We start from the raw sequence: 14,394 nt of genomic DNA on the forward strand, positions 1-14,394 counted from the left end.
GGGGCCCACCCTCGGGGCACCGCTGACACAGCCTCTGGAGGGCCCGTGAGACCGACGGTCTGCCTCAACATGATCGTCAAGGACGAGGCGCCGGTGATCCGGCGCTGTCTCGAATCCGTACGCCCCCTGATCGACACCTGGGTCATCGTGGACACGGGGTCCACCGACGGCACCCAGGACATCATCCGTGACGTCTACGGCGATCTGCCCGGGGAACTGTACGAGCGGCCCTGGAGGGGATACGACGGGAGCCGTACCGAGGCCATCGAACTCGCCCGCTCCCGGGCGGACTACCTGTTCTTCATCGACGCCGACGACGTGATGGAGACCGAGCCCGGCTTCCGGATGCCGGACCTGACCTCCGACGCGTACAAGGTCGACATCCGCTCGGGGTCCTTCCGCTACTGGCGCCCCGCCCTGGTCTCGACCCGCCTGCCCTGGCGGTACGTCGGCGTCCTGCACGAGTACATCGACTGCGGCGCCCGCTTCGGCCTCGGCACGCTGCGGGGCGTCGAGATGATCATCGTGGGCGGCGGGGCGCGGCTCCGGCAGGAAGGCGCACGGACCAAATACCTGCGGGACGCCGGCATCCTGGAGCAGGGCCTGGCCGAGGAGCCCGGCAACGCCCGTTACGCCTTCTACCTCGCCCAGAGCTGGCGCGACGCCGGCGAACCGGAGAAGGCGCTCGAGGCCTACGACCGCAGGGCGGACATGGGGGGCTGGGAGCAGGAGGTCTACTGCGCCCGCCTCTGGGCCGCCCGGCTGGCGGAGAGCCTCGAACGGCCCTCGGCGGAGGTGATGGACCGCTACCTCCGTGCCTACGAGACCCGGCCCACGCGTGCCGAGGCCATCGGCGAGCTCGCGCGCCTGTGCCGGACCAGCGGCCCGCGCTGGCCGCTCGCCCACATGTTCGCCCGCCGGGCGGCCCGCATCCCGTTCCCGCAGGACGACCTCCTCGTCGAGGCCGGCTGGTACGAGTGGCAGGCGCTCGACGAGCTCGCGGTGGCCGCTTACTGGATGGGCGAGTACGCGGAGTCCAGGGAATGCTGCGAACGCCTGCTGGAGAGTGGCGGGCTGCCCGCCGAACACCGCGAGCGGGTCACGCAGAACCTGGAGCTGGCCCGGGAGCACCTCGGCGTGACACAGCTCGTGGGGGTCTGAGGGCCACTACACCAGCAGCTTCCCCCCGCACCGCGCGGCGCCCTCCTTCATCGCGATGAGGTTGGCGACGACGTACGAGATGTCCTTCTCGGTGTGCCACTCGCTGGGGAAGTAGGTGACCAGCCGGGAGGACTGGAAGCGGGCCTCGATGTCGGGGACGAAGGTGCGGTACTGGTCGTCCGTGTAGTACCAGAACGAGTTCTCGTTGTAGTAGGCGACGTGGGTCGGGTCCTGGTACGCCCCGCGGCCGTCGGAGCTGGCCGTCAGGGTGAGGAGCATGCCGCCGGGGGCCAGCAGCCGGTACAGCTCGTTGATCAGCGGCACCTTCGCGGGGACGTACTCCAGGAAGTTCACCGCCCGTACCAGGCCGACGGAGTCGTCGGGGAGGTCGAGTTTCCCCGGCAGGGTCGCGACAATGTCCACGCCCTCGCCCGCCCGCCGGTCGACGCCCGTGTACCCCGGCGGTTTGCGGTGTGCCGAGCCGAGGTCCAGGGCGAGCAGTCCGCGCCGAAGCGTCCAGGCGAGCGCGTTGGCCTCGATGTACTTGTCGTACAGGGTGACCGTCTCGCGCTGGATGTGCGCGTTGATCTCCGGCTCGCACTGGGTGTTCGCGGAGTGGACCCGCTGGAGGTACAGACAGCGGTTGATGTGGTGGAAGTCGCCGAGGTGGAAGAGACGGCACATCAGGTCCTGGTCGTCCAGCACCGTGCGGGTGGCGTCGTACCCGCCGGCCTTCTCGTAGCTCTCCTTGCGGAAGGCCCGTACATGGTTGGGCGCGTACCAGATGTAGGCGACGTTGTGCGGCGTCGGCGCGAGCGAGACGACCTGGAGCAGTCTGCGGCCGTCGACGTCCACGTCCTCGTACTGCCAGCCGAAGGTCTCGTCGAAGCGGGTCTCGTCCCGCCCGCCGTCCTCGGTGATCTGCGCGGTGTTGCTGTAGACGAAGACGGCGTCGGGATGCGCGTCGAACGCCTTGCCCAGCTCCGCCAGACATGCCCTCGCCAGCAGGTCGTCGTGGTCGAGTTCGACGAGGATCTCGCCGCGGGCCAGCTCGCAGGCCCTGCGCTTGGCGGCGCCGACGCCGACGACGTCGTCCGCGATCACCACCCGGATCCGCTCGTCGGGGTACTCCGGCCGCCAGCGGGCGCCGTTGTTGAGCAGGACGATCCACTCCCAGTCCGGACACGTCTGCGCCTGGAGCGTCGCCAGGCACTCGTCGAGGAAACGCGGGCGGTGGCTGGGGGTGAAGACGGAGAACCTCGGGGTGGCGGTCGACGGCGGCATCTGCTGCTCCCTGCGTGGCTCGGGGCCGATGGGGCGACGCCGGTGAAATCCCGGAATCCCGCGGGTACTTGGCCTGGCCCGCGGTGGTCCGCAGCCGGGCCGGCGCGCCGTTTCCGCCGAGGTTACGAGCAGGCCCCGGCGGCAGAGCCGTACGGCAGGCGGTGGGGGGTGCGGACCACCCGAATGCACGCACGCATGCACGCACGAAGGCGCCCGCGAAGGCACCTGTGAAGGCACCTACGAGGGCGCGCCCGCCGTTCCGTCCAGGAAGCCGTCGACCAGGCGGGCGGTGTTCGCCCGGGCCGTCGGTTCCATGGCACGGGTGCGGGCGAGCAGCTCTTCGGGGTCCAGCCCGTGCCGGACGCACTGCTCGGCGCCCCCGAGAGCGAGCCAGCCGCGCACCATCCGGGGGGTGACCTCCGGATGGAACTGCACCCCCAGGCTGCTCCCCGCCCGGAAGGCCTGCGCGCACACGGCGGTGCGGGCCAGTTCCTCGGCGTCCGGCGGCAGGACGCAGCGGTCGTAGTGCCACTGGAACCAGGGGCCGGGGCCGACCAGGGCGGGTTCGTCGGTGTCGACCTCGACCCAGCCGATCTCGGGGCGCGGTGCCTCCTCGACCGCCCCCCCGAGCGCCGTCGTCAGCGCCTGTGCGCCGAAGCAGACGCCGAGCACGGGTATGCCGAGGTGGTGCGCCTTGCGCAGCAGCGCCAGCTCGCCGCCGATCCAGCGGCCGACGGCCGCCGGGTCGTACACCGACCAGGGGGCGCCGAGCGCCACGATCACATCCCAGTCGGCGGGATCGGGGAAGTCGAAGGCCACGTCCGGGGCGTGATGGCGGTCCTCGGGCACGACCGTCACCGTGGTGAGGTCGTACCCGCGCTCCACGAGCCGGGCGCCCACCAGGCCCGGCTCCGTGACGTGGTCGTGCTGGATGACGAGTGCGCGCACCTGGCTCCTCCTCCGGCCCCTCGGGAGAGGCGTGATCCCATTCTGTTTGAGATCAAATGATATCCCCGGGGGAGGAGCGGCGGGGTCAGGACGGGGCCGTGATCTCACGCTTGAGGATCTTGCCGCTCGGGCCGGTCGGGAGCCTGTCCATCAGCCAGATCTCGCGCGGGTACTTGTACGCCGCCACCCGCTCCTTGACGAACTCGCGCAGCTCGTCCGGGGTCGCCCGGGCCCCCGGTCGCAGGACGACGGCCGCCGCGATCTCCTCGCCCAGGTGGGCGTGGCCGACGCCCACCACGGCGGCCAGCGCGACGGCCGGGTGCTCGTGGAGGACCTCCTCGATCTCCCGCGGGTAGACGTTGTAGCCACCCCGGATGATCATGTCCTTCTTGCGGTCGACGATGTAGAAGTAGCCGTCCTCGTCCTGCCGTGCCAGGTCGCCGCTGCGCAGCCAGCCGTCGGGAACGGCCGCCGCCGTCTCCTCGGGGCGGTTCCAGTAGCCCTTCATCACGTTCGGGCCCCGGACGGCCAGCTCGCCGACCTCGCCCGCCGGGACGTCCTGCCCCGTCTCGTCCAGCAGCCGCACCTGAACGTCCTGGATCGGGGTGCCGATGGACCCGGCCTTGCGCGGCCGGTCGGGATGGTTGAACGTCACCACCGGGCTCGTCTCCGACATGCCGAAGCCCTCCAGGATCGCGCAGCCGAACCGCCGCTCGAAGCCGTGCAGGATCTCCACGGGCAGCGAGGCGCCGCCCGAGATGCACATCCGCAGCGTCGACACGTCCGCCTCCGAAGGGTGCTGGAGCAGCGCGGCGTACATGGTGGGCACGCCCTCGAAGACCGTGGCCCGGTCGCGTGCGATCGCGTCCAGCACGGCCTGCGGCTCGAAACGCGGGACCAGCGTGAGCGAGGCCCCGGCGCGGACGGCCACGCTCATGGTGCAGATCTGGCCGAAGATGTGGAACAGCGGCAGACAGCCCACCACCACGTCGTCCGGGGTCATCCGCTGCACCTGGACCGTGTTGACCTCGGTGTTGTGCCGCAGCCCGCCATGGGTGAGCGCGGCCCCCTTGGGGCGGCCCGTGGTGCCGGACGTGTACAGCAGGACGGCCACGTCCGCGTCGTCCGTGTCCGCCACACCCGCCAGCGGCTCGTGCCCGGTCAGCAGCTCGGCGAAGGCGGCGGGCTCCACGGCCAGCCGCCGCACCCCGGCCGCCGCCGCGCCCTGCGCGCCCTCACCCGGTGCCTGGTGCCACTCGAACAGCAGGCTCGCCCCGGAGTCCGTCAGGTGGTACGCGGTCTCCCGCGCCTTCAGCAGCGGGTTCATCGGGACGACCACGGCCCCGGCGCGCAGCACGCCGTAGTAGAGGACGACGAACTCCGGGACGTTGGGCAGCATCAGCGCCACCCGGTCGCCCGGGCGCACCCCCTCGGCCCGCAGCAGGGCGGCGGCGCGGGCACTGGCCCGGTCCAGCTCCGCGTACGCCATGACCCGCTCGCCCAGGCGCAGTGCGGGACGGGCCGGCTGCCGCTCCGCCGTGTCCACCAGAAAGCCCGCCAGATTGGCCATGCCCGCCTCCACGCATCTCACCGCTGAAATCCGCCGTTCACGTGGACGACATGGTGCTGGCGCATCCGGCGGCGACCTATGGGCGGCGGGACAGCGTCTGCCCGCCGGGTTTGTTCACACGAACAAGAAGGCCTGTCTAAGCTGCGGCAATGGACCTCTCGGGTGTGACGTCGGCGCTCCACGCGCGGCTGCCGGAACTGGGCGAGCGGATGGCGCAGCGCATCCGCTCCGCCGTCCCCGCCTACCAGGACGAGTCACTGATCCCCTTCGACTCGCTGCGCCGCTCCTGCACCGCCAACGCCGACCTCGTCCTGAGCCACTTCCACCGCACCGACACGCCCGATCCCAGCCCGGCCCGGGAGACCGGCCGGGTCCGGGCCGAGCAGGGCATGCCGCTGGCCGACACCCTGCACGCCTACCGGATCGGCTTCGAGCTCCTGTGGTCGGAGATCATCGAGGAGTCCCGCACCCACCCCGAGGTCACGGACGCCGAGCTGGTCACCCGGTCGGCGGAGATCTGGGCGCTGTTCGGCCGTTACGCGGAGGCCGTGGCGGCGGCCCACCGGGAGACCGCCGCCGAGCTGACCCTCCAGCGCGAGGCCCGCCGCTCGGCGCTGGTGGAGGCCCTGTTCACCGGCGCCCTCGCCGACCGGACCACGCTCTGGGAGGCCGCCCGGGAGCTGGGCCTGCCCGAACAGGGCCCCTTCGCGGTCGTCGCGGCGGCCGCGGGTGCCCCCGGCGAGGAGCCCCTCAGCGGAATCGAGGCCGCACTGCGCCAGGCGCGTCTGCCCTCCGCCTGGCGGCTGCTGCCCCACCAGCAGATCGGCGTGGTCGCCCTGGCCGCCCCGGGGGCCGAGGACACCTGCCTGCGCGCCCTGCGCCGCGCCCATGCCCGGGTCGGCGTCAGCCCCGGCTTCCCCTCCCTGCGCGACACCCCGCAGGCCCTGCGCTTCGCCCGGCTGGCCCTGGCCGGACTGCCCGGGACCGGGCCCGGCGTCGCACGCTTCGACGACAACCCGCTGGCCATGCTCGTCGCCGCCGCGCCGGCCGAGGCGGCACACCTGACGGAGGTGGTCCTCAGACCGGTGCTCGCGCTGCCCGCCGCGGAACGGGCCCGGCTCCTGACCACCCTGGAACACTGGTTCGCCGCCGCCGGCTCCGCAGCGGACACCGCCCGCACCCTCTTCGTCCACCCCAACACCGTCCGCTACCGGCTGCGCCGCGTCGAGGAGCTGACCGGCCGCTCCCTGTCCGACCCCCGTACGACGGCGGACCTCGGCGCCGCGCTGCTCGCCGTGCGCACCTCGGGGACGGGGCGGGAGGGGTCTCCCACCGGGACGCGGGACTGAGCCCTCACCTGCGCCAGACGCCCGTGAAGTCGATCCGGCGCGCCCAGTCGGGGTGGTCTATCAGCGGGTTGCGGTTTCCCTGGATCTCCGCGGCGGCCGCGTTGCGGTGCTGCTCGTACTCGCTCACCGGCTCGCCGTCGTGCCAGGTCAGCAGGGTGGGCAGCCGCTCTGCGGGGAACTCCTGCGGCGCATCGCCGACCAGACCCGGGTAGCGCAGCAGGAAGTACAGGGTGGCCCGGGCGACCGTGCCCTTTCCCTGCTGCGGCTCGAACCCCTCGCCCTCGCGCCTCCCGCAGGCGTCCCGGACCGCTTCCTGCACACCGGGGAAGTCGATGTACGGGAAGTTGCCGCGGAAGCTGTTGCAGCCCGCCTCGCACGCGAACAGATGGTGCAGATCGCCCCGCATGGGCTCCTGCTTGGCGAACCACGACTGCGGCACCACGTGTTCGCAGTTGAACGGCATCGTCTCCTCCAGGGCGTCGAACTCGGCCTCGAACTCGGCCGGGCCCGCCGTGCTCTCGCGCAGCAGCAACTCCCGGACGCGGTTCAGCCGGCTCTCCGCCACGGCGGCGTCGGCCCGGATGAACTCCTCCGGCGCGAAGTCCCGGCCGGAGTAGATGCTGCGCAGCCGGCCGTCCTGGTGCAGGTCGACCCACGGATACACCAGGCGGATCGGCTGGTACCTCGGCCGGGGCGCGTGGGTCCGCTCCAGCAGGCCGGTGAGCGCACGGCGCAGCGCGTCGCCGCTCAGGTCACCGACGCCCGCGTAGTAGGCGTCGCAGGCGGCCCGGTCGGCGGTCCGGTCGTAGTAGGGCCGGTCCTGGGCGAGCCGGAGGTTGACCAGGGCGGCGGTCACGTCCCTCTCGACCGCCGAGACCGTGTCCGCCCGCGCGGTGGTGGGGGCACCGGCGCCCGGCGCCGTCAGGGGAGGCGGCGGGCCGGCCGGGGCCGCGAGCGGCGGGGGAGGGGACGTGGGGACGGGCTGCGCGCCGCTGACGCCGGCGGCCACCGCCGGGAACCCCGACGGACCGAGGCCGACGGTGACCCACAGGGGGACGGTCAGCCGCGCCGTGCCGTCGGCGAGGTACGCCGCGCGTGAACCGTTGGCCCCGGCCGCGGCCCCGTTGGCGGAGGCCGGGGGCACAGGGGCGCTCTCGGGCGGTGCCGGAGCGGTCGGTACGGCCGGTACGGCGGACCCCGCGGTGAACACCTCGTCCCGCAGCCCGGCCGCCTCACCGCCCGGGCTGATCGCACGCAGGGCGCCCAGCACCCGGCTGATCCGCACCCCCTCGTTCGCCTTCCACGCCAGCCGCGCCTCGCCCATGTCCGGCTGCCAGACCGTTCCGTCCACGCTCAGGGGCCGGCCCTGGCCGTCGGTCTTCGGCACGGCCGAGTGGTGCAGGGCCACGACCTCCCACTGGTCGTTGAAGACCGGCGAACCCGACGACCCCGGCTGGGTGTCGCACTCGTAGTGCAGGAAGTCGTCGAGCACGTCCACGACCTGGTTGTCCCGCAGCGCCAACTGCTTGGGCTCGCCCCGTGGATGCTGGACGATGTTGACGAACTCCCCGATGACGACCTTGCCCTGCGCCTCGCTGAGGGTGAGCCGCCCGAACGACGACAACGCCTCGCCCCGGGTGCCGCTCGGCGCCACCGCGACCAGGCTGAAGTCCAGCCGCTGGTCGGTGACGAAGAACCGCTGCGGCTCCAGCCGGAACACGGCCGGTACGAGCGGGCCGCCGCCGACCCCGTCCTGGAAGGCGAACGCAACCTCGCTGCGGGCCGCCTCCTCCGGGTCGCCCAGGACGTGGTGGTTGGTCAGCAGCAGCGCGGGGGAGACCAGGAAGCCGGTGCCGTGGCCACCGCCCGGCCCTCCGACGGTGATCCGGCCGACCGGGCGTGCGGCGAGGACGCCCTCCTCCAGGAACGCGACGGGAGTGAGGTCGTTGCGCCCGATGAGCCGTTCCAGGCCCAGCACATCGCGGCCGAAGCTGTCCGGCGGCAGCCGCAGGGTGCTCCCCGCGGTGGCCGCCGGATCCGACGGCGTCCGCTCGATCGCCCGGGCCAGCGACCAGTCGGCGCCGAGCCGGGCCAGCCGCTTCGCGACCCGCTCGGGATCGTCGGCGTACAGCACACCGCTGGTGGCGAGCACCGCCTTGTTGCGGTCGCGGCGCTCGGTGCGGTCGGTGTAGCGCCGGGCGGCCCGTGTGAGCTGGGACAGGTAGTCCGAGGCGCGCTCGGTGCGCAGTTCCGTCGTCATGGTCTGCCTCCTCGGCCTTCCCGGGCCGAAAGTCCGCTACGACGGGTGTGCGTGCATCATCATGACTTCCCTTTAATCATCGCCTTTTGGGGTGGTTCACGCCATTCGGCACCCGGGGCCTCAGTCGCTGCCGCGCAGCGCCACCCAGGTGCCGTGGGCCACGACACCGTCGGCCGACAGGCCCTTGTCGCCCTGGAAGGCCCGCACCGCGCTCGTCGTCTCGGGGCCGAACTCACCGTCGACGCCGCCGCTTCCGACGCCGTAGCCGCGTTTCGTCAGCATGCACTGCACCTGCAACACCTTCTTGCCGCTGTCGCCTTCGCCGGTCCGTCCGTTGCCGTTGTAGTACGTGCAGTCGGTGTTCCACGGCTGCGAGGCGGGCGGTTCGGCCGACGGCGTCGTGGGAGCCGTACTCGGAGTGGCGGAGGTGCCGGTGCCCGCACCGGTGCCCGTGCCGGCGGTGGTGGAGGAGGGGCCGCCGGGAGCGCTGCCGGCGGTCGCCGAGCCGGTGGCCTCCGGCTGTGACGGGTCGGGGCTGCCGTCGACCTCGGCCCGCCCGTCGGAGGAGCCCGCCACCGAGGCCCGGTCGGGCACGCCGGACGTCCCCGGCAGGGCGACGTTGCCGGGCGGACCGCCGGGCGACGCGCCGGTCGTCGTCTCCATGTCCCGGGGAGGGGCCGCGGTCGTCCCGCCGTCCGGCCGCATGAGGACGAGCCCGCCGGCGGCGACCGCACACAGGGCGACACCCGCCGCCACGGCCATCCCTCGCGTGCGACGGTTCCACCGACGGGATCCGGTCGGCAGTAAGACTTCTGAAGCGGCCTCACCGGACGCGGCGGACGCATCCGGCGGCGCGGACGGGGCCGACGCGTCGGCCGGCACGGCGGGAGCGCCGACCGCGGCGTGCGGATCCATCGGCCCGGCACCGGCTCCGGACGGGGCCGATGAGGCCACCGGCACGGATGCGGCTCCGGACGGCGCCGGAGAGCCGGCGGCCTCGGACGGCGCTGATGAGGACAGCGGACCGGCGGCGGCATCGGACGGGTTTGCCGGCAGGGCGGCGACGCCGGCGGGTGCCGGGCGGCTCACCGGGGCCGGGGCGGGGGTACGGGGGGCCGAGGCGGGGCGGCCCGCGGGGAGCAGGCGGACCGCTCGCTCCACGGGGATCCGGTAGAGCGTCTCGTACGCCCCCTGCCGGGCCAGCACCTCGCCGTGGAGCGGCTCGGGCCAGTCGTCCGCCGCGGTGCGCGCCGCGCCGAGCTCGATCAGTTCCCCGGCGGTGGGGCGCGGTCCTGGCTCCTTGGCCAGGCACCGGGCCAGCAGCGCGGCGAGCTCGGGGTCGGCCGCGGCGACGGCGCCGGTCACCTGCGGATCGGGCTCCTCGAACGCCACCCGGTGCATCACGTCGACGCCGGTTCCGTCCCCGAACGGGGCGCGCCCGGTGGCGGCGTACACGAGGGTCCCGGCCAGCGAGAACACGTCCGAGGAGGCGTCGCAGTGGCCCGTGCGGAGGTACTCCGGCGACATGTAGGCCGGGGTGCCCACCCGGTTTCCCGTGCCGGTGAGCGCACTGCCGTCCGCGGCCTTGGAGATCCCGAAGTCGATCAGATGCGCGCCCTGCACGGACAACAGGACGTTGGACGGCTTCAGATCCCGGTGGACGACCCCGGCGGCGGACAGGGCGGCCAGCGCCCGACCCAGATCCGCGACCAGCCGCCACACGGTGGCCGCGGGCAGGGCGCCGCCCCCGCGGACGGCCTCCGTCAGATCGAGCCCCGGGATGTACTCGGTGGCCATCCACAGCAGTTCGTCCTCGAACCCCGTACCGCACAGCCGGGGCGCGTACGGCGGGCCCAGCCGGGCGTGCACCGCCGCCTCACGCTCGAAGCGGCGCTGGAAGCGGACGTCCTCGGCGTACTCCGGCCGGATCACCTTCACCGCGAACAGACCCGGGCCGTCGTCGGCGGCCCGGGCCAGATACACCCGTCCCATCCCGCCGCTGCCGAGCAGTGCCAGCGGCACATAGGGGCCGACACGGCCCGGATCCCCGACCCGCAGGGGTGAGGCGCCGGTCTGCCGCAGTGCGGCGGCCTCGGCCGCCGTGGCAGTCGGTGGGGTCGGCCGCTGGTGAGTCACGGAACTCCCGAAGTGATGTTCGCCGTACGCCAGTTCGTTCTATGGCGGGAACAACGAGGCTAGCCCAGTCTCCGCGTGTGCTCAGGCTTTCAAACACTTCCGTGACCGCTCGGTCACCCGGCCCCGCCGCCCGCCGCCCGGCTGGTCCGTGCCGCGCGGCCCTCAGGCCGTCAACCCCTGCCCCGCGCCCAGTCGTTCCAGCAGTCGCTCGTGGTGGAGGGCGGCCACGGGGCCGATCAGGTCGGGGTGGCGCAGCAGGGCCGCCGCCCGGCGGTCGTGGTCGTCGGGAGCGAGCAGGCGCCGGTACTCCACCGGCGTACCGCGCGTACGGGCACCCCTGGTGAGGCCGGCCACCGCACGCGCGGCCAGTTCCGGATCGGCGAGGAGGCCGGCCGCCCAGCTCGCCACGACCTCGTCGACCCAGCAGCGCCAGGCCGCGTCGTCCGGATCCTCCCCGGCGCCGCTCAGCCGGTCGAGCCCCGCCGAGCCGCCCGGCCCCGTGACCCCGGCCAGCGCCGAGTCCGTCGCCGTCGGATAGCGCAGCCAGGCCGCGACGGTGACGGCCTGACGGGCCTGCGCCTCGCACAGGGCGACGGCGAGCGCGCCGCCGGAGGCGGGATAGGCGAGCGTCAGCCACTGGGTGGTCGCGGCGATGAGCGGGGCGAGATCTGCGAACACTGGGGACCGTCCGTGCGGGGAGCGAGAGTTCTTTCGAAACGGTAGCGGAGCCCTGCGCACTCCCTTGACGTGTACTTGGCGCAGTGGCTTTATGGGAGCGCTCCCACGCTTTCGCACGCCCGCACGCCCACACCCCCGCCTTCTTGGCCTCACTCCTGGAGTCGCAGTGAGAACGACAAGAAGCACGACGAGAAGCACGACGAGAAGCACGACGAGAAGCATCCCGAGCAGCCCGCCTCGGAAGCGTTCGGTGACCACGCTGCTGACCGGGCTGGCCGTCCTCCTCGGCCTGGTCGCCCTCGGTGTCCTCGCCCCCGCCCCGGCCCAGGCCCGCCCCGACGGCCTCGCCGCCACCGGCCTTCACATTGCGGACGGTCGGCTGGTCGAGGCCAACGGGAACGACTTCGTGATGCGCGGCGTCAATCACGCCCACACCTGGTACCCCGGCCGGCTCCAGTCGCTGGCCGACATCAAGGCGCTGGGCGCCAACACCGTCCGCGTGGTCCTCGCCGACGGCCACCGCTGGAGCGCGAACAGCGCCTCGGACGTGGCGAACGTCGTGGCCCAGTGCAAGGCCAACCGGCTCATCTGCGTCCTGGAGGTGCACGACACCACCGGCTACGGCGAGGACTCCGCGGCCGGCACCCTCGACCAGGCCGCCGACTACTGGATCGGCCTCAAGGACGTGCTGGCCGGCCAGGAGAACTACGTCGTCATCAACATCGGCAACGAGCCCTGGGGCAACACGGACCCCGCGGGCTGGACCGCCCCCACCATCGCCGCGGTCAAGAAGCTGCGCGACGCCGGATTCCAGCACACGATCATGGTGGACGCGCCCAACTGGGGCCAGGACTGGCAGGGCGTCATGCGGGCCAACGCCCGGTCCGTGTACGCCGCCGACACCACCGGCAACCTGATCTTCTCGATCCACATGTACAGCGTCTTCGACACCGCGGCGGAGATCACCGACTACCTCAACGCCTTCGTCAACGCCAAACTGCCGCTCCTGATCGGGGAGTTCGGCGGTCCGGCCGACCAGTGGGGCGACCCCGACGAGGACACCATGATGGCCACCGCCCAGCAGCTGAACCTCGGCTATCTGGCCTGGTCCTGGAGCGGCAACACCGACCCGATCCTCGACCTGGCGACCGCCTTCGACCCCACGCGGCTCAGCTCCTGGGGGCAGCGCGTCTTCAACGGCGTCAACGGCATCGCCCAGACCGCGAAGGAGGCCACGGTGTACGGCGGCGGCACCCCGGCCGACACCCAGGCGCCGACCACCCCCGGCACCCCGACGGCCTCCGCCGTGACGGCCACCTCCGCGACGCTCACCTGGACGGCCGCGACCGACAACATCGGCGTCACGGGCTACGACGTCGTCCGGGTCGCCGGCGGGACCGAGTCCGCCGTTGCCGCCTCCACCACCAACGGTGTGACGGTGACCGGGCTCAGCGCCAGTACGGCGTACACCTTCGCGGTCTACGCCCGGGACGCGGCCGGCAACCGCTCGGCCCGTTCGGGCACGGTCGCCGTCACGACGAGCAGCGCACCCGCCACCCCCTGCTCCGTGCGCTACCGCGTCGTGGGCGAATGGCCGGGCGGCTTCCAGGGCGAGATCGTGCTGGGCAACCCCGGCACCGCCGCGATCAACGGCTGGAAGCTGGCCTTCGCCTTCGCCGACGGGCAGACGGTCACCACGATGTGGGGCGGGACCCCCACCCAGAGCGGCGCCGCGGTGACCGTCGCCCCCGCCTCGTACACCGGCACCATCCCCGTCGGCGGCTCGGTCACCGTCGGCTTCATCGGTGCCAAGGGCACCACCAACACCGCCCCGACCGCCTTCACCCTCAACGGCAGCGCCTGCACGACCACCTGACGCGCCGTTCCTCCGGCCGGCCGGCCTCCGGTGCCGGCCGGCCGGACCGTCCTCCGCGGCCCGCCCGCCGGAACCGGAAAAGGGTTTGCCCGCGCCGCGCACATCCCCCTACCGTCGGAGCACTCTTACGCATCACGCTCCCTCGAACGATCGCCGCAGAACGGGAGCAGGCCCGCGCACGGCGCGCGGAGTCAGGAGGGGCGGCAGCCCCGTCCGCATGCCCTCCTGAAGGACTGCTCCCATGAAGATCGGCCTCGGCCTCCCCATCGACGACCCCGCCCTGCTCCTGACCTGGGCACGGCGCGCCGACGCGGGCCCGTTCAGCACGCTCGGCCTGCTCGACCGGCTGGTGTTCGACAACCCCGAGCCCCTGGTCACCCTCGCCGCCCTCGCGGGCGCCACCTCGCGCATCCGCCTCCAGACCGAGGTGCTCGTCGCGCCCGTCCACACCACGGCGCTGCTCGCCAAGCAGGCCGCGACCCTCGACCGCCTCTCCGGCGGCCGGTTCACCCTGGGGATCGGCGTCGGCGGACGAGAGGACGACTTCCTCGCCGCCGGCGCCGACCTCGGCGGCCGGGGCCGTCGCCTCGACGAGCAGATGACCCTGCTGCGCCGACTCTGGGCCGGTGAGCCGTACGGCGAGGGCTCCGGGCCCATCGGACCCGCGCCCCTCACGCCGGGCGGCCCCGAGGTGCTCTTCGGCGGCTTCGCGCCCGCCGCCCTCGCCCGCGTGGGCCGCTTCGGCGACGGCTTCCTCGGTGCCGCACTGCCCCCGGAGCACCTCGGCGGCCTGTTCCGCGAGGTGGAGAAGGGCTGGGAGCGGCACGGCCGCCCCGGCCGGCCGCGCCTGGTCGCCCAGATCAGCGTCGCCCTCGGACCGCGGGACACCGTGGACCGGGCCCGGCGCAACCTCCTGGACTACTACGCGTTCACCGGCCGCGCCGCCGCCATGGCCGACGGGCTGCTGACCACCCCGCGGACGATCCGTGCGGCCGTCTGTGCCCTCACCGGCATCGGCGCCGACGAGGTCGTCCTCTACTGCTGGGCCCCGGACCCCGACCAGGTGGACCGTCTGGCCGACGCGTGCTTCCCGAGCGCGAGCCGCACCGCCGCATCCTGTGTTTGATAGTTC

10 protein-coding genes are annotated in these 14,394 nt (G+C 73.3%); 4 read left to right on the top strand and 6 right to left on the bottom strand.

The genetic code is table 11. The features are described 5' to 3' along the window. Window positions 1-45 precede the first annotated feature (45 nt). Window positions 46-1,161, top strand: coding sequence for a glycosyltransferase (locus AQJ64_RS22535; RefSeq protein WP_055637586.1), 1,116 nt, complete (start codon window positions 46-48; stop codon window positions 1,159-1,161). Between the two features lie 6 nt (window positions 1,162-1,167). Here the strand turns inward: AQJ64_RS22535 and AQJ64_RS22540 are convergent, their stop codons facing one another. The 3 genes from AQJ64_RS22540 to AQJ64_RS22550 all read right to left on the bottom strand — a co-directional run bounded on the left by AQJ64_RS22540 (window position 1,168) and on the right by AQJ64_RS22550 (window position 4,963). Continuing rightward, complete coding sequence (locus AQJ64_RS22540) at window positions 1,168-2,445, bottom strand: glycosyltransferase (RefSeq protein WP_055637585.1); 1,278 nt, start codon at window positions 2,443-2,445, stop codon at window positions 1,168-1,170. A 237-nt stretch (window positions 2,446-2,682) separates the two neighbouring features. Further along, window positions 2,683-3,393: a type 1 glutamine amidotransferase gene (locus AQJ64_RS22545; protein WP_055637584.1), complete on the bottom strand. Its 711-nt coding sequence runs from the start codon at window positions 3,391-3,393 to the stop codon at window positions 2,683-2,685. Window positions 3,394-3,478: 85 nt separating this feature from the next. After that, a complete protein-coding gene (locus AQJ64_RS22550; RefSeq protein WP_055637583.1) occupies window positions 3,479-4,963 on the bottom strand; it encodes a long-chain-fatty-acid--CoA ligase in 1,485 nt (494 codons plus the stop codon). A gap of 149 nt (window positions 4,964-5,112) precedes the next feature. Between AQJ64_RS22550 and AQJ64_RS22555 the strand changes: the two genes are divergently transcribed. Then, window positions 5,113-6,312, top strand: a complete 1,200-nt coding sequence (locus tag AQJ64_RS22555) for a PucR family transcriptional regulator (RefSeq protein WP_240512893.1) — start codon at window positions 5,113-5,115, stop codon at window positions 6,310-6,312. A 4-nt stretch (window positions 6,313-6,316) separates the two neighbouring features. On the opposite strand, the gene AQJ64_RS22560 is transcribed toward AQJ64_RS22555, so the two are convergent. From AQJ64_RS22560 to AQJ64_RS22570, 3 genes are all read right to left on the bottom strand, one after another. Next, window positions 6,317-8,572: an endonuclease gene (locus AQJ64_RS22560; protein ID WP_059202929.1), complete on the bottom strand. Its 2,256-nt coding sequence runs from the start codon at window positions 8,570-8,572 to the stop codon at window positions 6,317-6,319. Window positions 8,573-8,692: 120 nt separating this feature from the next. Then, on the bottom strand, window positions 8,693-10,708 hold the full coding sequence (locus AQJ64_RS22565; RefSeq protein ID WP_059202930.1) for a serine/threonine-protein kinase: 2,016 nt from the start codon (window positions 10,706-10,708) through the stop codon (window positions 8,693-8,695). Window positions 10,709-10,870: 162 nt separating this feature from the next. Then, on the bottom strand, window positions 10,871-11,386 hold the full coding sequence (locus AQJ64_RS22570) for a hypothetical protein (RefSeq protein WP_059202931.1): 516 nt from the start codon (window positions 11,384-11,386) through the stop codon (window positions 10,871-10,873). Window positions 11,387-11,636: 250 nt separating this feature from the next. On the opposite strand from AQJ64_RS22570, the gene AQJ64_RS22575 reads away from it, so the two are divergent. Both AQJ64_RS22575 and AQJ64_RS22580 read left to right on the top strand, forming a co-directional pair. Beyond that, window positions 11,637-13,262 (top strand): cellulase family glycosylhydrolase, encoded by a 1,626-nt coding sequence (locus tag AQJ64_RS22575; RefSeq protein ID WP_244902682.1) that lies wholly within the window; start codon window positions 11,637-11,639, stop codon window positions 13,260-13,262. Window positions 13,263-13,503: 241 nt separating this feature from the next. Continuing rightward, a complete protein-coding gene (locus AQJ64_RS22580; RefSeq protein WP_059202932.1) occupies window positions 13,504-14,388 on the top strand; it encodes an LLM class flavin-dependent oxidoreductase in 885 nt (294 codons plus the stop codon). Window positions 14,389-14,394 lie beyond the last annotated feature (6 nt).

This window comes from Streptomyces griseoruber (assembly GCF_001514205.1).
Taxonomy (GTDB): domain Bacteria; phylum Actinomycetota; class Actinomycetes; order Streptomycetales; family Streptomycetaceae; genus Streptomyces; species Streptomyces griseoruber.

What these genes read in the sequence shown, in the direction of transcription:
- AQJ64_RS22540 (WP_055637585.1), bottom strand. Translation starts at nt 2,445, where the DNA reads ATGCCGCCGTCGACCGCCACCCCGAGGTTCTCCGTCTTCACCCCCAGC.
- AQJ64_RS22550 (WP_055637583.1), bottom strand. Translation starts at nt 4,963, where the DNA reads ATGGCCAATCTGGCGGGCTTTCTGGTGGACACGGCGGAGCGGCAGCCG.
- AQJ64_RS22555 (WP_240512893.1), top strand. Translation starts at nt 5,113, where the DNA reads ATGGACCTCTCGGGTGTGACGTCGGCGCTCCACGCGCGGCTGCCGGAA.
- AQJ64_RS22560 (WP_059202929.1), bottom strand. Translation starts at nt 8,572, where the DNA reads ATGACGACGGAACTGCGCACCGAGCGCGCCTCGGACTACCTGTCCCAG.
- AQJ64_RS22580 (WP_059202932.1), top strand. Translation starts at nt 13,504, where the DNA reads ATGAAGATCGGCCTCGGCCTCCCCATCGACGACCCCGCCCTGCTCCTG.